The following is a 20,558-nucleotide window of genomic DNA, read 5'->3' on the forward strand; positions in this document are numbered from 1 at the left end:
AAATTTATTTCTTATAATTTCATGAAAATCTACAGAACAAATTTCATATCGGCAACCGACAACTGTCTCACTCACACAGATCAATGCTCCAGCGCATAACGCCGACAATGTTCGAGATAGCCTTTCTCATGACGACCCACCAATTGCACGACACTGGACCACAGCCACGACGGTGCATCCAGGGTCTTCGAGCGACACGCCTGCAGTTCACGCATCCATGAGGCGCGGGTACTCATGTCCATCTGCCGGGCGTGGGCCAGCCCCACGACACGGGCCAGATAGCCGGCGGCGAGCTTCGCGTCGGTCTGACTCAACTGATCGAGCTCCAGTTTCATGTCTTGTGGCAGCAGTTCGCGGATGAAGAAGCCATGGTCGAGCAGCCGGGTGGCGATCATCCGGTTACCCAGGCCCGGCGAGAGAAAACGCGCGCCTTCAACCACACGTTTGCCGTTGTCGCGGGGCATCGCGGTGCGGGCGACGCGCGGGGGCTGCGGCGGCAACGGCCTCCTTGATGTCGAGCAAGCAATATTCCTCGTCATCACCCTCGCCCACACCGAGTAGCACCGCATAACGCTTGAGCCCCAGCGAACTGCAGCCTTTGACCCAATAGGCCGAATCGAGCATTTTCACCCGGTCGTCCTTGTTGCGCCCCTTCAATGAGGTCACCAGCGTGTGCAGATCTGGCGTGGCGCAAAGGGTCTTCAGCGCACTGCGCTCTTCCCGTGACAGCGACCAGAAGTGCTTGCCCAGCGGAATCGTCGGTTTGGTGTTTTCGATGCGTTCCTGGGCCAGATGCTTCCACGTGCGTTGCACTGCGCTGCGCATCCCGGCCTTGACTTGCGCGGGGCGTGGCGGCTCTTTGTCGACGTCGTCTTCAAACGCCTGCTCGTAGCCGCGCATCATCTCCTCGAGCATGCGCGCCGTGGCCACACCGGGCAGATCGGAACCCCGGGCGGCAGTCGCCAGCGACAGTGCGAGTCGCACCAGGTCATGCGCGGGATCGCCAATAACCGTCTGGTCGAGGTCGCGGATGTGGATATCGATGCGCCCTTTCAGATCGCCGGTCGGTCCCAGATTGCCGGCATGACAATCGCCGCAGATCCACACCGCCGGCCCTTTCGGCAGGCGGCGCCCGGGCTGGCTGTGCAGCCACTCATAAAACTGCACCGTACTGCCGCGCACATAAGCGTGCGCGGAACGGGCCATTTTCAGATTGCGAAGTTGTGAGAGCGGTTCGAGGCGTGCGGAGGGCCGTGGGGTTTTCATGGACGCTTCTTGCAGAGAATGTGTCCTGTTGACCGCCCGTCACGAGAAAATGTTTCAAAGTATTACAAAGGCAGCTCAACCCGAGCCTGCAAGCCGCCGCTGCTGCGATTGCTCAACGTCAGTTCACCGCCCTGCTCGCGCACGATCGCCCGCGCCGCCCGACAGCCCGAGCCCGACGCCACCGGTTTCCCGGTTGCGCGAGGTTTCCAGGCGGAAGAACGGGTCGAACACCCGCTGCAACGACGCTTCGGGAATCCCCGGCCCCTCGTCGCTGACGTCAATGCAGACGCTGTAGCCATCGCTGCTCAAGGTAATGGCCGGCTGCTGCGCATACTTTTCGGCGTTTTCCAGCAGATTGACGATCACACGCTTGATTCCCAGCGGGCGACCTTCGTAGACCAGATGCGCCGGGCCATGGAAATCGATGGCGATGTTCTGGTCGCGGTAGTCGTCGATGATGGTCTGCAGCAACTCCGACAGGTCGAATGCGGTGCTTTGTTCCGGCTGAGTGTCTTCCCGAAAGAACGCCAGCGCAGCGTTGATCATCGACTGCATTTCTTCAATGTCGCGGATCAGTTTGCCCTGATGATCAAAGTCCTCCATAAACTCGCTGCGCAGGCGCATGCGGGTCAGCGGTGCACGCAAGTCGTGGGAGATCGACGCGAGCATGTGCGTACGCTCACTGATGTAGTGCTGGATCTGCGCCTGCATGGTGTTGAAAGCGATGATGGCCTGGCGGATCTCGTCCGGGCCTTCGACCTTGATCGGCGGCGCGCGCAGATCACCGCCAAAACGGCGGGCGGCGCTGGCAAAACGTTGCAGCGGTTTGGCCAGTTGCTGCGTGGCCAGCCAGGCCACCAGTACGGTGGCAATCAAGCCCAGAGCGATGATGATCGCGATGCGTGTGCCGATGTCCAGGCCCCAGGAGCGCTCGGGCGAAGAGAACAACAACCAGCTGGCATCCGGCAGTTGAACCAGCGCCGCGTAGCGCGCCAGCGGACTGCCGCTCGGCCAGTCGGCGGGATTGAACACCCGAATGTCTCGCTCATCACCCAGCAACTGATGCAACCCCGACGTCTTGTTGGCGATCAGCTGCGTTCCTCCCGCAGGCAATCCGAGCGCGTCACGTTGCGCACTCCAGGTCACCTCCTGCGTCGGGCCGGTTGCCGCGTGCGCGAGTTTCGGGCGTAAAGGCGCAGGTGCAGCTCGATCACCTTGACGGTCGCCGCAATCTGCTCCAGCAACCCGGTGCGCTCAATCGGTGGCCGCGCCCAGGTCCCGGCCACCTCCACGAACAGAAAATTGAGCGCCAGCGAAGCCAGCATGGCCGCGACGATGGTCAGGGCAATCCGCCGACTCAACGGATCACGGCGCAGGAAGCGACGGATCATGCGCGCGTGACCTTGGCGGTGAACAGGTAACCGCCGTTGCGCACGGTGCGGATCAGGTCCGGACGCTTGCTGTCCGGCTCGATCTTGCGGCGCAAGCGGCTGACCTGCACGTCGATGCTGCGATCAAAGGCGTCGTGGCCCTGACCGCGAGACAGGTCGATCAGTTGCTCGCGGGTGAGAATGCGTTGCGGGTGATCGAGAAACACCACCAGCAGATCGAACTCGCCACCGGACAGCGGAATCATCACGTTTTCCGGGGAGCGCAGCTCGCGACAAGTGATATCCAGATGCCAACCGGCAAAAGCAATCACCGGTCGCGAAGGTTCGCTGACAGGACTGACCTGCTCACCGGCGCGACGCTGCACCGCGCGCAGGCGCGCCAGCAATTCACGCGGGGCGAACGGTTTGGTCACGTAGTCGTCGGCGCCCAGTTCGAGGCCGACAATCCGGTCGCTCAACTCGCCCATGGCGGTCAGCATGATGATCGGAATGCCCATCTGCGCCCGCACTTTCTGGCACAGGCTCAGGCCGCCTTCACCGGGCAGCATCAGATCGAGAATGATCGTGTCCGGGCGCTGCTGGGCAATCGCCGCCCACATCGCTGCGCCATCAGCGGCGACATCGACCTCGTAGGCGTGCTGGACGAAGAACTTCTTCAGCAGGGCGAGAATTTCCACGTCATCGTCGACGATCAGCAGTCTGCTCACGGGCACAGGATCCTCAGGCCAAAAAAGAACGCATCTAAAACCATTCTGGCCGCCAGGTCATATATTTCAATCGAGCAACATTCCTTCGTCGCGGACATCAAGCGGACATGCTGCGGCAAAACCCTTCGGGCACTCTGCTCGCCATCGACAACCGGGGGGCATTCAATGAGCGCATTGCACGACAGGTACACCGCCGAGGGCCACGACGCCCGCTATCCGTTGATTCTCAGCCAGCGCACCAGTGCGCCTGATCAAGATACGCCGTTGCTGTTTCAGGAGTTCTGCCTGGGCCTGTCAGATGACCAAAGCCGTATCGTCCTGCGCCGCTATTTCGAGCAGTACGGCCCCGGCGATTCGCAATGGGTCGAGTACGTCCACTCGATTCCGACCGCCGACCTCATCCAGTGGATCATGAGCCACGGCCAGCTGCACATCGAATGCTCGGACAACACCCCGCCGCTCTCCTCCCCAATCACTGCCCGCGCTTGAACGACGCGGGTCAAAAGCGCAAAACAAGGATTCGCATGATTAAAAGCCATTGCTTGATGACACTGATGTGCACAGCGTCTCTGAGCCTGTCGGCCTGCAGCAGCAAAACCGTTGAACCGCAGAAGTACACGGGATTTCTGCACGATTACAGCGTGCTGAGCGAGCACACATCGCCATCCGGGCAGACTGTGCTGGGCTGGGTCAGCCCGGCGCTGGCCCGAGGGCGTTACACCCAGGCCTATCTGGCGCCCAGTCAGTTCTACCCCCAGCGTCGCGCCGACCGAGCGAGTTCCGCTGAGCACGCTGTCCGGCGTCACCGACTACTACGACGCCGCGCTCAGGCTGGAACTGGGCAAGGTCATGCACCTGGTATCGCAACCCGGGCCGAATACCCTGATCGTCAGACCCGCGATTACCCGCGTCGCCGCCAGCACCCAGGGCTTGCGCTTGTATGAATGGCTGCCGGTGACCCTGGTTGCCGCCGGCGTGAGCACCGCCACCGGCATCCGCGATCAGGACAGCGAAATCACCACCGAAGTCTCGTTCGAGGACGGCTCCACCGGCGAAGTGGTCGCCGAAGTCGTGCGCAAGGGCACCGGCGTGCCGCTGGAAAACGACAAACAGGTGCTGACTGCCTATGACGTCAAAGGCGTGCTGGACGGCTGGGCCAGTGATCTGGGCAAGTCGTATGCCGCGATCCGTCGCTGACGTTTCGCAAGAGCGGCACTGACTAAGGCAAATCCTCACCCTCCGGCTTTTGTGCGGGGGCCGTGAACCACTTGTCCTTCGGCACTCGCTTCTCTTGCTGCGGGTCATCCAGATAATGCGGCGACATGATCTGCACGCCATACTCGTTGAACACATCCTGAATATTGGCGTGAAGCATGCTCAGCAACACCGCACGCGGGCGCGGCTGGCTCGGAATGGCCTGCGCCACCAAGCGATATTCGGGATAGAAATCCGACAAGGCAGTCTGGAACACCTGAGCCGGCGGGTCTTCCAGAACACCCGGCGTGCGGCGGGCCGCCTCCAGCAACATCGCCTCGACCTGCCGCCACGGGGTGTCGTAACCGATGGTGACCACGGTATCGACCACGTAACCGGGACCCTTCACGGTGCGCGAGTAGTTTTTGGTGACGGTGCCGGTGATCATCGAATTGGGCAGCGTCAGCACTTCACCCAACCCGGTGCGGATGCGTGTAGTGAACATGCCCAGCTCGGTGACGGTGCCTTCATATTCGCCGATCCTGACGAACTCGCCGGGGCGCAAAGTGCGCGTGTAGGTCAGGATCAATCCGGCTGCCGCCTGCCCCACCACACTGGTAGCACCGAGGGAAATCATCAGGCCGATCAGCACCGACAAGCCCTTGAACGCATCGGTGCCGGCGCCCGGCAGATACGGATACGCCATCGCCAGGGCAAACAGCCAGATGGCCAGCGAGGTCAGGCGTTGGGTCGGTTGCAAGGTCTCATGGTTCAGCCAACTGAAGGTGCCCGGGGTCGCCATGCGCCGCAAAATGCGCCGGGCAAACGCCGTCACCCCACGGGCGATAAAGAAAATGGCCAACGCCACGCCGAGTCCGGGAATAGCCCCGACAATTCCATCCAGCAGATAGCCGGCCAACTCGAACAGATAGTTGTTGAGGCTTTCACCCCATGGCCGGGTATAGGGAAATCGCGACAGGACGAACCCGAGCCATTCGTAGGTCAGTAGAGCAATCACCAGCCAACGCAGCACCAACAGCAGGCGACTGACCAACGGATAAAGGAAATTGGCGTCTATCAACTGCACCCGCCCGATTTTCAGCACCTGGGTATGGCGCTCCATCAGCTCGGGCAATTTGCTCAGCAACTTGCGACGCAGGTAGGCCAGGCACCAGAGCAAGCCGACATAGATCAAAGTGGACGCCGCCGCCAGCGCCAGAGACCTGATGATCAGGTGCAGGCTGCGCGCCTCCCCGGTTTCAGTGACCACTTGGCGCAGTTTCTCGGCAGCGCCTTCGGCAGCCTGCTGCACCGAGGCGTACTCGAGACCATCAACGTCCTTGGGCGCGACGATGAACGCGCGCTTGTCGCCCAGTAAAACCATGTAGCTGTTCTGGATCGGGTCGATCGATACCGTCAGATTCTCCGACTCGTCCAGCGCCTCGGTGATGACCGTCTTCGCTCGCTTGACGCGGGTCGCCGGCGATTCGCCCAGCAGCGTCGCGCGAAACAGCATGATGCTGCGGTTGGCGACCTTCAGCTCCACCGCTTCATTCGCAGGCTTTGCCGTCTCCTCAAGCGCCCAGCCACCTGCGGACCCGAGCAAGGCACACACCATCATCGCTACCGCCAGCAGCCTGCTTCGCATGCACGTGTTTCCTTACGCCCGGGTGTCAGAGGAATACGTAAGGCAGCGTAGTTGAGCGCTGAACGGTTGTCAGATCGGCTTGCAGGATGAGGGTGATGACGATAATTCTTGATTGCCATCGTTCGCCCTCTGGCAGCCTCCCCCCATTGCCTCACCCATTACCGGTCGGGTTTTCGGTGATATCGAATGTGCAGTCGATCTCGCGGAGTTGTTCCGTGTTTTGTTGGAAGATGCCTTTTACTATCGTGCCTTTTGCCTGAGTTGGCGTGGGCAAGGCGTCAAAGTTCACTTCACCGCTGGTGGCGAGAAAAAAATCCTGATAGCGAGTGAAAGTAAAGCGCCCGCACTTGGCTATCGTCGCGTCCGAGTGTGTGTCGCAGCCCATTCACGTCAGTGTCGATCTGGATGGCGATATGCTCGTGGCCAACGGCGGGTCGGGTACGGCCAATGACCTCAAGGTAGGGCTCGGGCAGTCCGATGTCGTCTACACGTCGTATGCCCACTTCACTCGCGTCGAAGGTCTGTTTGTCGACCGTTCCCGTGAATGTACCGGTGCCTCCCGGTTCTGCAGTGTCGAAGCCAAAGAGATCGAAACTGCCTTTGCTTATTTCGAATCTCAAGTCGCCAGAGCCGACACGGTAATCGAACGTGCCCCACAAGCGGCTTTGCGTCGTGTCGAAATGCACCTGCAGCGAACCTTCATTCGACGCCAGGGATTCGTTTTCCGGGAAGCGTGAGTAGCGACCCTGTGCCTCAGAGGATGGGGTCAGTGGAAAAGAGTATTCCCGACCATCGCCTGCAAGGTCAGAGGGAAAAGAGAGATCAATGTACCGCTCACGGTTGTTTTCCAGCGGCATTCTGGCCGCAACTTTGTACTTGGCCTCAACGATAGTGACCTTGAGGTCTGTTTCTGCAAGGAAACTCAAAGACGGTTCTTCGTTGATCGTTGCCTCGACCCGTCCCGTCGTGTGACGCAGCAATGTAGGTGTCATGTCGGCACTCCTTGGTTATCCAGCCAGTGGATCGTCCCCGAACAAAGGGCTCCCCAAGCCTAGGGCTCTTTGACTGGCCGCATAACTGTCAGAGTTGACAGGTACCCATACCGCCCGGCGCGACGGTCCGGATCTGTAACTTCCGCTCAACCCTCCAGCATGCCGTGACACAACAGCGTCAACACCCCGCGCATGTGCAAGGCATGCGCCGGCCGGTCCGGTACTTCCTGGGTCGCCAAACGGATGAACGCCATGTTCGCGTACTGGTTGAACAGCGTCGCCGCCACGTCCAGATCGACCGACGCACGCAGCTTGCCCTGTGTCTGGAAATGCCCGAGCAGCGCTTTGGTTTCTTCGATCACCGCCGCATTCCACGGACTCATCGCCTGAGCCAGCTCGCCGGTCAGCAGAAACGGCGCCAATTCACGCCACAGCGAGGCCGGCATCGCTTGCAGTTGGTAGTCGGTCATCAAGCCTTCGAACTCGCACAGCGCCTCCAGCGGATCACTGTCGTCGTCCAGATTGGCCCGCGCATCACGCATCGCCTGCTCGTCCGGCTGTTTGAGCAAGGCCAGCAAAATTTCCTGTTTGCCGCCGAAATAATTGACCACCGTTGGCGCGGAAACACCGGCCTGATTGGCGATTTGCTCCAGCGTGGTCGCGCCGAAGCCGTTGCTGATGAACAACTCCAGCGCTGCCTGCGCGATGATTTCCCTGCGCTGTTCCTTTTGCCGTTCTCTGAGCCCGCTCATGGTGCTGGTGTCCTGTCTTGCTGATGGCCGTCAGCCTACGGATTTATTTTTTCACCGACAAATATTTTTCTTTTACAAAAATATTTTTAAGTGACAAATATTAGCCGTGCACCGCTGGAATGAACGCGCACTCACTTGCCCCGTTTCTCTGGAGAACCGCCATGTCCGCCGTATTCGATCCGACCCGCAGCACCCGCGATTACCAGGCCGCCGACGCCGCCCACCACATTCACGCCTTCGTCGACCAGAAGGCGCTCAACGAGGAAGGCCCGCGGGTGATGGTCAGCSGGGGATCGCCTGGCGCTGTGGGGACAACGACGGCAAGCGCTATCTGGACGGCATGTCCGGGCTGTGGTGCACCAACCTCGGTTACGGGCGCAAGGATCTGGCCGCCGCGGCCACCGCGCAGCTGCAACAACTGCCCTACTACAACATGTTCTTCCACACCACTCACCCGCAGGTGATCGAGCTTTCCGAACTGCTGTTCAGCCTGCTGCCCAAGCACTACAGCCACGCGATCTACACCAACTCCGGCTCCGAAGCCAACGAAGTGCTGATCCGCACCGTACGCAAGTTCTGGCAGGTGATGGGCCAGCCCGAGAAGAAAATCATGATTGGCCGCTGGAACGGCTACCACGGCTCGACGCTGGCCGCGACGGCGCTGGGCGGCATGAAATTCATGCACGAAATGGGCGGCAGCATCCCTGACGTCGCGCACATCGATGAGCCGTACTGGTTCGCCCATGAAGGCGACCTCAGCCCGGAAGACTTCGGCCTGCGCGCCGCACGGCAACTGGAAGACAAGATTCTTGAACTGGGCGCCGACAAGGTCGCCGCGTTCGTCGCCGAACCGTTCCAGGGTGCTGGCGGCATGATCATCCCGCCCACCACCTACTGGCCGGAAATCCAGCGCATTTGTCGTAAGTACGACGTGTTGCTGTGCGCCGACGAAGTGATTGGCGGGTTTGGCCGCACCGGCGAATGGTTTGCGCACCAGGCCTTCGGTTTTGAACCGGACACGCTGTCGATCGCCAAAGGCCTGACCTCCGGCTACATCCCCATGGGCGGCCTGATCCTGTCGCGACGCATGGCCGAAGCGCTGGTGGAAAAAGGCGGCGTGTTCGCCCATGGTCTGACCTACTCCGGTCACCCGGTGGCGGCGGCGGTGGCGATCGCCAACCTCAAGGCCCTGCGCGATGAAGGCGTGGTCACGCAGGTAAAAAAACGACACCGGCCCGTACCTCCAAAGCTGCCTGCGCGAAGTGTTCGGCAACCATCCGCTGGTGGGCGAGATTCAGGGCGTCGGGCTGGTGGCGGCATTGCAGTTCGCCGAAGACAAAGCCACCCGCAAGCGCTTTGCCAACGAGAACGACATCGCCTGGCGCTGCCGCACCATTGGTTTTGAAGAAGGCCTGATCATTCGTTCGACGCTGGGCCGAATGATCATGGCCCCCGCATTGATTGCCACGCGGGCGGAGCTGGATGAGCTGGTCGACAAAACGCGCATCGCCGTGGATCGCACGGCTCGCGAATACGGCCGCCTGTAACCCATACCCCCTGTGGGAGCTAGCCTGCTGGCGAAAGCGGAGTGCCATTCAACATCAATGTCGACTGGCAGGCCGCCTTCGCTAGCAGGCTAGCTCCCACAAGGGCACTCGGTTGAACTCAGCACATCGGCTCAATCCGGCCCGGTTGATCGTGCCCATCATCGGAGACTTTCCCTGATTGTCGGTCTCTCTCGATGGCTCCCTCGACACCACGCTTTGCACTGTTGGCCCTGCTTTGCGCAGCGACCGACACTGTTTTCGCCAGCGACTTCTTCAACGACGCCAAAACCGACGTGCTCAGCCGCAACTTCTTCCTGAGCAACGACTACCGCTCGCCCTCGCCCTCGCCCTCCGGCAAAAACTATAAGCAGGAATGGGCCCAGGGTTTTATTGGCACGTTCACCTCTGGCTACACACCGGGCAGCATCGGTTTTGGCATCGATGCCCACGCCTTTCTCGGCCTGAAACTCGACGGCGGCAAAGGTCATTCCGGCACTGGGCTGTTGCCGGTCGACAGCAGCGGTCGCAGTGAACCGAACTACTCCAGCGCTGGCGGCGCGTTCAAACTCAAGGTTTCGCGAACGACCTTCGCGTTCGGCGAGATGACCGTGGAAACCCCGGTGTTCGACACCTCGGACAAACGCCTGCAACCGGAATACGCCACAGGCTTACTGTTGAACAGCCGTGAAGTCGACAACGTAAACCTCACGGCTGGCCACTTCACCGCGTTCAAGAATCAGGACAGTTCTTCAAGCCACGGCGACTTTTCCGGCTACGGCGCCACCACCGAGGCCGGCGGAATCAGTTTTCTCGGCGCGGATCTGTTCGGCGACAGTCCCATCGGCGGTTCGCTGTACGCTTCGGAACTGACGGACACCTGGCATCAGTACTACGCCAATCTGCACGTCAAACAGTCCGGCCTGCTGCTCGACGCGAACCTCTACCACACCCGCGATACCGGCCGCTCGCTGGCCGGCGCCATCGATAACACGGCGTTCAGTCTGTCCGGCAAGTACAACTTTGGCCCGCATGGATTGATGCTCGGCTGGCAGCGCATCAACGGCAACACGCCGTTCGATTCCGTTGGCGGTGACTCTATCTACCTCGCCAACTCAATCAAATACGCCGACTTCAACGGTGCCGGCGAACGTTCCTGGCAAGCACGCTACGACCTTGACCTCGGCGCCTTCGGCATCCCCGGCCTGACCTTCATGACCCGTTATGTTCGCGGCAGCCACATCGACGGCACCCACGCGCCCAAGGGCGGCGCGTACAACCCGTTCGATGCCGACACCGGCGACTATCAGCCGCAGCAAGGCGCTGGCGGCAAGCATTGGGAACGGGATGTCGACCTGAAATACATCGTGCAATCGGGAGCGGCGAAGGATTTGTCGGTGCAGCTGTCGCATGTCTCGCACCGAGCGAATGAGGCACAGGCCGGCGATGATATCGACCGGATTTATGTGGTGATTCAGTATCCGTTGGGGCTTTGATGGCGGGTGGTTAAACCCAGACTCAGAGCTGACGTCGCCCTACGAATCCATCGACTGGAAAAACTACACGAAGCCACCGACAACGAAACCCTGCTGTATACGCCAGTCTGAAAACCCCAATCCCCTGTGGGAGCGAGCTTGCTCGCGAAAGCGCCCGATCAGTCGACACAGATGTTGAATGACGTACCGCATTCGCGAGCAAAGCTCGCTCCCACAGGGGATTCAGTGCGTCGTGAATGCTGCGGTAATTGGCGGAAGGCAGCCGGAGTCGAACCTGCCCGGGAACGGATGCCGTCCCCAACCGGGTTTGAAGCCCGGCCGCGCCACCGGGCGCGATTGCCTTCCTTTGAACTCAGGGTGCGTCGGCACTGGCCAGCGCATTATCGTGGCGAATCACGCGGGATTCGCCAATGCGTCGGGTCAGGCCGACGCGGTCGAAGTATTCCAGGTACTGAATACAGCGTTTGCGTCCCAAGCCTAGCGCATCACGAAAAGTTGTCACCTGGATCTGCGGATTTTCCTGCTCCAGCTGCAACAGGACATTGGCCATGCGCCGCAGTTGCCCAGCAGGCAGAAACAGATCGCGCACCACTTGGTGCATCAGCCCCAGGCGCGCCAGTTTGCGCAGCAGCAGACGCACCGCAGCGTCGTCTTCACCGAGCATTTTCGCAACATCGCGCACCCACGGCGGATCGTAGCCGGCTTCTTCGAACAGCGGCTGCATGCGCTGCCACAGGGTTTCGTCTTCGGCATTCAAGCGCACCTGATGATCCGGCAGATGCAGCCATGGCCCGCTGGCGTTGATCGATCCGGCGCTGCGCAGCTCTTCCAGCAGACTGGCAAAGGTCGAGCGCTCCAGCGCCAGACCACTGAAGCGTCGCAGGCGATCGCGATCCGGTCCCATCTGGTCCGGTTCCAGCTCATGCAGTCTGGCCAACTGTTCCAACAGAATGAACTTCAACTGCCCCCAGCGCTGCACGTTGAACAGCACCGGGCCTTGGCGGGTATCGATCAGGCGCACATTGGCCGGTAGCGTCCAGTCATCACGCGGGCGATTGAACTGGCGCTCCAGCCGTTGCGGATCGAGGCCGCCCGCGCTGTGGTCGAGCAGCAGTGGCAGCGCCTGCTCAAGACTGACGCTGTCGGCCAGCGCTTGCAACTGCCCCCAGCCGTTCCGGGCTGCGGCGCTGCCGGGCCGGGGCGAACGGATCGAGCACCTGACCGCCACCGAGGGTGCGTTGCGCGCTCTGGTCACGCAGAATAAGGCGGTCGCCCTTCACCGCGTGCACCGGCGCGTTGATCAGCAGTTGCGCGAACATGCGCTCGCCGGCACGCAAACGCGGGCCTTCGAGCAATGCCACGCGAGCGATGACGTCCTGAGTGCCGAGGTGCACGTGCACCGGATGAAAGTGTTCGAACGTGCGCTCGCCGGGCAGCAGTTGAAACTCAATGTCGACCCGTTGCGTCGGTGCGTGCAGCCATTCGGCCAGCAGCCATTGGCCGCGATGAATCTGCTCCAGGGTCAACCGGTCACCACTGATATTCAGCGCCACCCGTTGCCCGGCAAAGGCCTGTTCGGCGGTTTGACTCTGCGCGTGCAACCCGCGCACCCGCACCGCTTTACCGGACGGCCCGAGGGCGAGCTTATCGCCGACGCAAACGGCGCCCGACAACGCGGTGCCAGTCACCACGATCCCGGCGCCCGCCACGCTGAAGGCACGATCAATGGCCAGGCGAAAACCACCTTCGCGACTGCGCTCATGGACTTCACGTTGAACCTGCAGCAAGTTCCGGCGCAGTTCATCGACACCCTGCCCGGTCACGCTGGACACCGTCAGCATCGGTGCCTCGGCAAACGGCCCGGTTTCCAGCAGATCGAGTACCTGGCGTTCAACCTCTTCCACCCTGCCCGGTTCGACCCGGTCGCATTTGGTGATCGCCACCAGTGCCCGGGGAATGCCCAGCAACTGCACAATCGCCAGATGCTCACGGGTTTGCGGCATCACCCCGTCGTCCGCCGCCACCACCAGCAACACCAGATCGATGCCCTGCGCGCCGGCGAGCATGTTGTGAGTGAATTTCTCGTGGCCCGGTACATCGATGAACCCGGTCAGCCCGGCACCGGGTTCCAGCTCCGCGTAGAGATAACCGAGGTCGATGGTCATCCCGCGCTCGCGCTCCTGCGGGCGGCGGTCGCCGGCTTGCCCGGTCAGGGCTTGCAGCAAGGAAGTCTTGCCGTGGTCGATGTGCCCGGCGGTGCCGACAATCACGACTCGACCTGCAACTGCGGCAACTGCGCCAGCCACGCCGGTTCATCGTCGAGTTGGCGTAGATCGAGCCACAGCGCATCGTCGTCAATACGCCCGAGCACCGGGATCGGTAACCCGCGCAGCGCCGCTTCCAGATTCAGCAGGCAACGCCCGCGCAAACGCTTGGACACTTGCGGACGCAGGCACAGCGCGGCACTCGGCAGGCGCGCCACCGGTTGGCTGCCGCTGCCGATCATGCCCAAGGCCTGCACGGCGCTGACCTGCCAGGGTTCACCCAAGACGCCAGCCATCGCCGGTTGCAAACGGCAAGCCTGGGCGAGGATCTCGGCTTGCGGACGAGTCAACAGGCGCAAACTCGGCAGCCGTTCCGCGAGGCGATCCGGATCGCGATACAGGCCAAGCACCGCTTCCAGTGCGGCCAGGGTCAACTTGTCGACCCGCAAGGCGCGCTTCAACGGATTCTTTTTGATCTTTGTGATCAAGTCTTTGCGCCCGACAATCAACCCGGCCTGCGGCCCGCCGAGCAATTTGTCGCCACTGAAGGTAACGATGTCCGCGCCATCAAGCAGCGCCTGCCTTACCGTCGGCTCCGCTGGAAGGCCCCAGCGGGTCAGGTCGAGCAGACTGCCGCTGCCCAGATCTTCCAGCAACGGCAAACCATGCCGATGGGCCAGTTCGGCCAGTTCGGCGGTGGGCACCCGGGCGGTAAAGCCTTCGATGCTGTAGTTGCTCGCATGCACGCGCATGATCAAGCCGCTGCGTGGGCTGATCGCGGCTTCGTAGTCGCGGGCGTGGGTGCGGTTGGTCGTGCCGACTTCATGCAGGCGCACGCCGGCGCGGGCCATGATGTCGGGGATGCGAAACGCGCCGCCGATCTCGATCAGTTCGCCGCGCGAGATAATGCCTTCCTTACGCGTGCCGAGGCTGTTGAGTGTCAGGAGCACCGCAGCGGCATTGTTGTTGACCACGGTGACGGCTTCGGCACCGGTCAGTTCGCGGATCAGGCCTTCGATCAGGTCGTCGCGATCACCGCGCTTGCCGGTCGCCAGATCGAATTCCAGATTGAGCGGATAGCGCGCGGCCATCTGCACCGCGTCGATGGCTTCTTCGGGCAACAACGCCCGGCCGAGGTTGGTGTGCAGTACCGTGCCGGTCAGGTTGAACACCCGCCGTACGTTGCTGCGCTGCTGCTGGGCCAGACGTTCGCCGACGCGACCGGCGAGCACGTCGGGGCTGATTTCAATCGCCGACAATTGCCCGTTCAATACGCTGGAACGCAACTCATCGAGCAACTGGCGCAAACCGGCCAGCAACGACTCACGGCCATAACGCTCGGCCAGCGGCAGACAGGCCGGGTGACGTAACAACCCATCAATGGACGGTAAACGCGGGGCCACACTTGCGGACATCAGCCACTCCCGAAAAAACAAGACTGTCCGGCGAGTGTAGACGTTCTGGTCATTCGTCTCCCGGCGCCAGCAACAGATTCGGTGCCAGACGCTGATAACTATCCTGCGCCAGACGCATGTCGAGCAGCAGGCTGGTGAGATCCGCCGACAGCGCTTCGCCTTCGGCATCGTTTTCCAGGTACACCAGCTTCAGGTAGCTGTTGCAGCCCGGGCACACCTCCGCCCGAATCGGCGCCTGATTGGCGGCGTGGCGATCATCCTCAAGGCTCAGGTAATCCAGCCCTTTGCTCGACTCGCAATACACGCACTTGACCCGCACCACATGCCATTCACAGGCGCACAGCGAACACACCAGATAACGCAGGCCGTTGTGCTTGCCGCGATGGCGGATCACCCCGGCCATCGCCGGTGACCCGCAGCCCGGGCATTGGCTGAGGCTGTCGCCGGGTTTCAGTTGCAGGTTCGGTGCGCTGAGCAACCAGTGGCTCCACGCCGCTTGCAGGCCGGCGCCGAGGAACGGCACCAACTGCGCCGGCACCATTGAATACTGACCGCTGACCAACGCCACCGCCCACGCACGCAACTGGCCGGCACTGGCGCTGCGCAGTGTAGCGAGCGCGTCGACTACGGCGGGTTGCTCGGGCGCCACGTAACGTTGCAATAAAGCCTCCAGATAAGCCTGCCAAGCGTCTTCGCGCACCAGTGTGTCGGCGGCGAACGGCGGTAAACCATGTTGCTGACAGGCTTCGATCCTTTGCTGATCAAACGGTGCTGTCAGCGGCGGATCATCGAACACCTGCTGCTGAGCCCGACACAATCCGGCGATCAGTCGCAGGTAATCAGCCAGCGGATGCCCATGAGCCAATTGCTCCAGACGCTGGGCGCGCAAAGTGAACAGGTTGTGCGGCGGCAGGTGCAGAAACGGCGGCGAACTGGCCGCCGCTTCGATTTCCCCGGGTTCAAGAATGGTTGGCAAAAGTCAGCCCTTTTTGGTGATCGGTCGCTCCGGCACGTCCGGATTGCGTTCATTACGGGTGATGTCGCGATACCAGAGTTCGTGGTGTTTCCTGGCCCAGGCGCGGCTGACCCAGCCATGCAGCATCGCGTCCACCGAACCCTTGATCCACAGGCCGGCATAGATGTGCACGATGATGCTCAGGATCAGCACAAACCCGGCCAGCGCATGCAGGAGCATGGCCCAGCGAATCACGGTGATGCCGAAGTACGCGCTGAAATACGCGCGCCAGATCACCAGCCCGGTGAACAGCAAGCCGAGCATGCACAGCAGTAAAGTCCAGAACAGCAGCTTCTGCCCGGCGTTGTATTTGCCCACCGGCGGCACGCTTTCTTCATCGTTGACCAGCACCCGGTCGATGCGGCGCAGCCACTTCCCGTCGTTGTCGATGAAGAAGTTCGCGCGCCAGAAACGGAACACCAGGCCGAGGAACAACACGAACATCAGCACGCCCATGAACGGGTGCAGAATCCGCGTCCACGGTCCGCCGCCGAACAGGTGGGTCAGCCAGAACATCGACGGATGAAACAATGCCAGCCCCGACAGCCCGGCCATAAAGAACAGAATCGCTACCAGCCAGTGATTGGTGCGCTGGTTGGCGGTGTAGCGCAGGATCGTCTTGTTGCTCATGGCCGGTCCTCCCCGCGTGGGTCGAAGGTGTGCACCGCCGGATCGACAACGTGCACCGAGGTATCAGGTGGCGTCGGATGTTCATCCTCCTCGACGCGATTCGGCCCGATACGCACGTAGTGGAAGAACCCGGCCAGCACCGCCGCACCCATTGCCAGCAAGCCCAGCGGTTTGCTGATGCCTTTCCACAAGCCCACCAGCGGACTGATGGCCGGTGCATCCGGCAACCCGGCGTAGATCTTCGGCGTGTCGGCGTGGTGCAGCACGTACATCACGTGAGTGCCGCCGACGCCTTCCGGGTCATACAGCCCGGCGTTGTCGAAGCCACGGCTTTTCAGATCGACGATGCGTTCGGCAGCGTGCTCCTTCATGTCTTCCTTGGTGCCGAAGACGATGGCGCCGGTCGGGCAGGTTTTCACGCAGGCTGGCTCCAGCCCTACCGCCACCCGATCCGAACACAAGGTGCATTTGTAGGCCTTGTGATCCTTCTGCGAGATGCGCGGAATGTTGAACGGGCAACCGGTGATGCAATAACCGCAACCGATGCAATGATCCTGATCGAAATCGACGATGCCGTTGGCGTGCTTGATGATCGCCCCGGGACTTGGGCAGGCCGTCAGGCAACCCGGCTCGGCGCAATGCATGCAGCCGTCCTTGCGGATCAGCCACTCCAGGTTACCGGCGTCGGTCTCGTGTTCGGTGAAACGCATCAAGGTCCAGGTTTCTGCGCTCAGGTCCTGCGGGTTGTCGTAGGTGCCGTGGTTGTGGCCGACCTCGTCGCGCAGCTCGTTCCATTCCGAGCAGGCGACCTGGCAGGCCTTGCAACCGATGCATTTGGTGGTGTCGATCAGCTTGGCGACTTCCTGCTGATTCCTCACCGAGGGCGGCACCGTGGTGGTGGCCGAGCGGGCAATGATGTCTTGGCTGGCCATTTACAGTTTCTCCACGTTGACCAGGAATGACTTGGATTCCGGGGTCTGTGTGTTGCCATCGCCGAGGAACGGCACCAGGGTGTTGGTCAGGTAACCGTGGCGCGTTTGACCGGTGAATCCCCAGTGCAGCGGGATGCCGATCTGATGCACCACCTGGCCGTTGACCTGCAGCGGCCGGATGCGTTTGGTCACCACCGCCACCGCCTCGATGAACCCGCGCTTGCAACTGACCCGCACTCGATCTCCGGCGGCGATGCCCTTCTCCTTCGCCAGCACTTCGCCAATTTCGACGAACTGCTCGGGCTGGGCAATCGCATTCAACTTGCAATGCTTGCTCCAGAAGTGGAAGTGCTCGGTCAGCCGGTAACTGGTGCCGGCGTACGGGAAGTCCTTGCTTCGCCGAGGCTTTCCCAGACCGAGTCGAAGATCCGCGCCGCCGGGTTGCTGGTGGCTTTCTTGTTCTGCGGGTGCAGCGGGTTGATGCCGATGGGCGTTTCGAACGGCTCGTAGTGCTCGGGGAATGGCCCCTCGTTCATCTTGTCGACGGCGAAGAACCGCGCCACGCCTTCGGGGTTCATGATGAACGGGTTCATCCCGGCTTCCGGCGGCACATCGGCCTTGTAGTCCGGCACATCGGTGCCGCCCCAGGCCTTGCCGTTCCACCACACCAGACGTTTTTTCGGATCCCACGGTTTGCCCGCGACGTCTGCCGAAGCGCGGTTGTAGAGAATCCGCCGGTTGGCCGGCCACGCCCAGGCCCAGCCCAGATGCTGGTGCATGCCATACGGGTCGGCGTTGTCACGCCGGGCCATCTGGTTGCCGGCCTCGGTCCAACTGCCGGCGAAGATCCAGCAACCGGACGCGGTGCTGCCGTCGTCCTTGAGCTGAGCGAATGCCGCCAGTTGCGAACCGGCCTTGACCGTCGCGCCACTGGCATCGGTGAAGTCGGCCATGGCGCTGCCGTTGATTTCCTTCGCCAGTTCTTCCGGCGAGGGTTCGTCGGGGATCTTGTACGGCCACGACAGTTTCAGCAGCGGATCGGGGAATTTGCCGCCCTCGGCCTGATAACGCTTGCGCAGGCGCAAGAACAGTTCGCTCATGATGCGGATATCGGTTTGCGCTTCGCCCGGGCCATCAGCGCCCTTCCAGTGCCATTGCAGCCAGCGGCTGCTGTTGACCAGCGAGCCGTCCTCCTCGGCGAAGCAGGTGGTGGGCAGGCGAATCACTTCGGTCTGGATCTCCGCGCTTTTCACGTCGTTGTACGGCCCGACGTTGTGCCAGAACTCCGAGGTCTCGGTGGCCAGCGGGTCCATCACCACCAGCCACTTGAGCTTGGCCAGTGCGCCCATGACCCGGTTCTTGTCCGGCAGCGCGGCGATGGGGTTGAAGCCTTGGCACATGTAGCCGTTGACCTTGCCCTGGCTCATCAGGTCGAACATTTTCAGCACGTCGTAGTTGGGAATGTCGAGTTTCGGCAAATGGTCATAGAGCCAATCGTTCTCGACGGTGGCGTTGGCGCCGTACCACGACTTCATCAGGCTGACGTGGAATTTGCTGTAGTTCTGCCAGTAGGACAGCTGCCCCGGACGCAGCGGCATTTGCGTGCGCTTTTTGATGAAGGCGTTGTAGTCCTGCTCGGCATCGCCCCCCAGGGTCAGATAGCCCGGCAGTGCGTTGGACAACAACCCGAGGTCGGTCAGGCCTTGAATGTTCGAGTGGCCGCGCAAGGCATTCACCCCGCCACCGGGCATGCCGACGTTGCCCAGCAGCAATTGCACCATCGCCGCGCTGCGGATGATCTGCGCGCCAATCGAGTGTTGCGTCCAGCCGAGGGCGTAGAGAATGGTCATGGTCTTGCCCGGGATCGAGCAAGTGGCGATTTCTTCCCAGATCTTTTTCATCGCCTCGACCGGCATCCCACAGATCTGGCTCGCCAGATCAATGTTGTAGCGGCTGTAATGCTGCTTCATCAATTGATAGACACAGCGCGGGTCCTGCAGGGTCGGGTCGACCTTGACGAAGCCGTCCTCGCCCAGCTCGTAACCCCAGCCGGATTTGTCGGTGTAGCTGCGCTTCGTCGCGTCATAGCCGCTGAAGAGGCCGTCTTCGAAGCTGAACCCGGCTTTGACGATGAACGAAACGTCGGTGTAGTTGCGCACGTACTCGTGCTGAATCTTGTCCTCGGTCAGCAAGTAATTGATCAACCCGCCCATGAAGGCGATGTCGGTACCGGTGCGGATTGGCGCGTAATAGTCGGCCACCGAAGCGGTCCGGGTAAAACGCGGGTCGACCACGATCAGCCGGGCAGCGTTATGCGCTTTGGCCTCGGTCACCCATTTGAAGCCGCACGGATGCGCTTCTGCTGCGTTGCCACCCATCACCAGGATCAGATTCGCGTTGGCGATATCGGTCCAGGTATTGGTCATGGCTCCACGGCCGTACGTCGGGGCAAGACTTGCCACCGTCGGGCCGTGTCAGACACGCGCCTGGTTATCGAACCCCAGCATGCCGAGACTGCGAATCACCTTCTGGGTGATGTAGCCCGCTTCGTTGGACGCTGCCGACGCCGCGAGGAACCCGGTGGAGACCCAGCGGTTCACCGTTTGCCCGTTGGCATTTTTTTCGATGAAGTTGGCGTCGCGGTCGGCCTTCATCAGGTCGGCGATACGATCGAGCGCTTCATCCCAACTGATCCGCGTCCATTCGCTGCTGCCGGGCTTGCGCACCTGCGGGTATTGCAAGCGGCCGGGGCTGTGAATGAAGTCCAGCAGGCCCGCGCCTTTTGGACACAGGGTGCCGCGGTTGACCGGGTGGTCGGCGTCGCCCTCGATATGAATGATATTTTGCGCGACGTTCTTCGCGGCATCGCCCTGGCTGTACATGATCAACCCGCAACCGACCGAGCAATACGGGCAGGTGTTGCGGGTTTCATGGGTGTGGGCAAGCTTGAAGTGACGCACCTGCTCGGCGAAGGCCTGCGTCGGGGCCATGCCCAACGCGCCCAGGCTAGAGCCTGCAAGGCCGATACCGGCGACCTTGAAGAATTGACGACGGCTGAGATCCATCGTGCACTCCTGATCAGGTGGAACCCGGTACTTGAGCCGGGCTTTTTCTGGACAAACACGGTTACGGCAGAATGGCTGCCGGCTTTTTCACTGTAGACAATGACCACATGCTCTGTGTGAAAACCGACCGTCGGCCGTTTGTCGGTCTATTGGCCAATGAACGCAAAACCCTGTGGGAGCTGGCTTGCCAGCGAAAGCAGTGGATCAGTCAACACTAATAGCGACAGTGACGACGCCATCGCTGGCA

At 61.5% G+C, this 20,558-nt stretch carries 10 protein-coding genes, 1 tRNA gene and 6 pseudogenes; 4 read left to right on the forward strand and 13 right to left on the reverse strand.

What is annotated here, in order from left to right:
- Nucleotides 1–80: 80 nt before the first annotated feature.
- From HT737_RS01905 to HT737_RS01915, 3 genes and pseudogenes are all read right to left on the reverse strand, one after another.
- Nucleotides 81–1,266 (reverse strand): annotated as a pseudogene (locus HT737_RS01905) (DUF2252 family protein).
- A 62-nt stretch (nt 1,267–1,328) separates the two neighbouring features.
- Nucleotides 1,329–2,657 (reverse strand): annotated as a pseudogene (locus tag HT737_RS01910) (ATP-binding protein).
- A complete protein-coding gene (locus tag HT737_RS01915; RefSeq protein ID WP_145598160.1) occupies nt 2,654–3,364 on the reverse strand; it encodes a response regulator in 711 nt (236 codons plus the stop codon). Before HT737_RS01915 ends, HT737_RS01910 begins: the two are co-directional and overlap by 4 nt.
- A 165-nt stretch (nt 3,365–3,529) precedes the next feature.
- Between HT737_RS01915 and HT737_RS01920 the strand changes: the two genes are divergently transcribed.
- Both HT737_RS01920 and HT737_RS01925 read left to right on the forward strand, forming a co-directional pair.
- Nucleotides 3,530–3,853 (forward strand): hypothetical protein, encoded by a 324-nt coding sequence (locus tag HT737_RS01920; RefSeq protein WP_182401196.1) that lies wholly within the window; start codon nt 3,530–3,532, stop codon nt 3,851–3,853.
- 35 nt (nt 3,854–3,888) lie between these two features.
- Nucleotides 3,889–4,561, forward strand: a pseudogene (locus tag HT737_RS01925) (DUF3313 domain-containing protein).
- Nucleotides 4,562–4,583: 22 nt separating this feature from the next.
- On the opposite strand, the gene HT737_RS01930 reads toward HT737_RS01925, so the two are convergent.
- From HT737_RS01930 to HT737_RS01940, 3 genes are all read right to left on the reverse strand, one after another.
- Nucleotides 4,584–6,206, reverse strand: coding sequence for a mechanosensitive ion channel family protein (locus tag HT737_RS01930; protein WP_182401198.1), 1,623 nt, complete (start codon nt 6,204–6,206; stop codon nt 4,584–4,586).
- 290 nt (nt 6,207–6,496) lie between these two features.
- Complete coding sequence (locus tag HT737_RS01935) at nt 6,497–7,198, reverse strand: hypothetical protein (RefSeq protein ID WP_182401200.1); 702 nt, start codon at nt 7,196–7,198, stop codon at nt 6,497–6,499.
- Between the two features lie 146 nt (nt 7,199–7,344).
- Nucleotides 7,345–7,950: a TetR/AcrR family transcriptional regulator gene (locus tag HT737_RS01940; protein ID WP_121185525.1), complete on the reverse strand. Its 606-nt coding sequence runs from the start codon at nt 7,948–7,950 to the stop codon at nt 7,345–7,347.
- Nucleotides 7,951–8,111: 161 nt separating this feature from the next.
- Here HT737_RS01940 and HT737_RS01945 point away from each other — a divergent pair.
- Together HT737_RS01945 and HT737_RS01950 are read left to right on the forward strand one after the other, a co-directional pair.
- Nucleotides 8,112–9,497 (forward strand): annotated as a pseudogene (locus tag HT737_RS01945) (aspartate aminotransferase family protein).
- A 194-nt stretch (nt 9,498–9,691) separates the two neighbouring features.
- Complete coding sequence (locus tag HT737_RS01950) at nt 9,692–10,990, forward strand: OprD family porin (RefSeq protein WP_182401202.1); 1,299 nt, start codon at nt 9,692–9,694, stop codon at nt 10,988–10,990.
- Nucleotides 10,991–11,239: 249 nt separating this feature from the next.
- Here HT737_RS01950 and HT737_RS01955 read toward each other — a convergent pair.
- The 7 genes and pseudogenes from HT737_RS01955 to fdnG form a co-directional block, all read right to left on the reverse strand.
- A tRNA-Sec gene (locus HT737_RS01955) sits at nt 11,240–11,335 on the reverse strand.
- A 7-nt stretch (nt 11,336–11,342) separates the two neighbouring features.
- Nucleotides 11,343–13,260, reverse strand: a pseudogene (selB, locus tag HT737_RS01960) (selenocysteine-specific translation elongation factor).
- A complete protein-coding gene (selA, locus tag HT737_RS01965; protein ID WP_182401204.1) occupies nt 13,257–14,669 on the reverse strand; it encodes an L-seryl-tRNA(Sec) selenium transferase in 1,413 nt (470 codons plus the stop codon). Before selA ends, selB begins: the two are co-directional and overlap by 4 nt.
- A gap of 49 nt (nt 14,670–14,718) precedes the next feature.
- Nucleotides 14,719–15,645, reverse strand: coding sequence for a formate dehydrogenase accessory protein FdhE (fdhE, locus tag HT737_RS01970; protein WP_182401206.1), 927 nt, complete (start codon nt 15,643–15,645; stop codon nt 14,719–14,721).
- Nucleotides 15,646–15,648: 3 nt separating this feature from the next.
- A complete protein-coding gene (locus HT737_RS01975) occupies nt 15,649–16,314 on the reverse strand; it encodes a formate dehydrogenase subunit gamma (RefSeq protein WP_121185538.1) in 666 nt (221 codons plus the stop codon).
- Nucleotides 16,311–17,246 (reverse strand): formate dehydrogenase subunit beta, encoded by a 936-nt coding sequence (gene fdxH, locus HT737_RS01980; protein WP_182401208.1) that lies wholly within the window; start codon nt 17,244–17,246, stop codon nt 16,311–16,313. Before fdxH ends, HT737_RS01975 begins: the two co-directional genes overlap by 4 nt.
- Nucleotides 17,247–20,311 (reverse strand): annotated as a pseudogene (fdnG, locus tag HT737_RS01985) (formate dehydrogenase-N subunit alpha). It abuts the gene before it with no gap.
- Nucleotides 20,312–20,558 lie beyond the last annotated feature (247 nt).

The organism is Pseudomonas sp. MD195_PC81_125 (genome assembly GCF_014060985.1).
GTDB classification, from domain to species: domain Bacteria; phylum Pseudomonadota; class Gammaproteobacteria; order Pseudomonadales; family Pseudomonadaceae; genus Aquipseudomonas; species Aquipseudomonas parakoreensis.

Bases quoted from the DNA above. Each gene is read 5' to 3' on its own strand.
- HT737_RS01920 (WP_182401196.1), top strand. From the start codon at position 3,530: ATGAGCGCATTGCACGACAGGTACACCGCCGAGGGCCACGACGCCCGC.
- HT737_RS01930 (WP_182401198.1), bottom strand. From the start codon at position 6,206: ATGCGAAGCAGGCTGCTGGCGGTAGCGATGATGGTGTGTGCCTTGCTC.
- HT737_RS01935 (WP_182401200.1), bottom strand. From the start codon at position 7,198: ATGACACCTACATTGCTGCGTCACACGACGGGACGGGTCGAGGCAACG.
- HT737_RS01940 (WP_121185525.1), bottom strand. From the start codon at position 7,950: ATGAGCGGGCTCAGAGAACGGCAAAAGGAACAGCGCAGGGAAATCATC.
- HT737_RS01950 (WP_182401202.1), top strand. From the start codon at position 9,692: ATGGCTCCCTCGACACCACGCTTTGCACTGTTGGCCCTGCTTTGCGCA.
- selA (WP_182401204.1), bottom strand. From the start codon at position 14,669: ATGTCCGCAAGTGTGGCCCCGCGTTTACCGTCCATTGATGGGTTGTTA.
- HT737_RS01975 (WP_121185538.1), bottom strand. From the start codon at position 16,314: ATGAGCAACAAGACGATCCTGCGCTACACCGCCAACCAGCGCACCAAT.
- fdxH (WP_182401208.1), bottom strand. From the start codon at position 17,246: ATGGCCAGCCAAGACATCATTGCCCGCTCGGCCACCACCACGGTGCCG.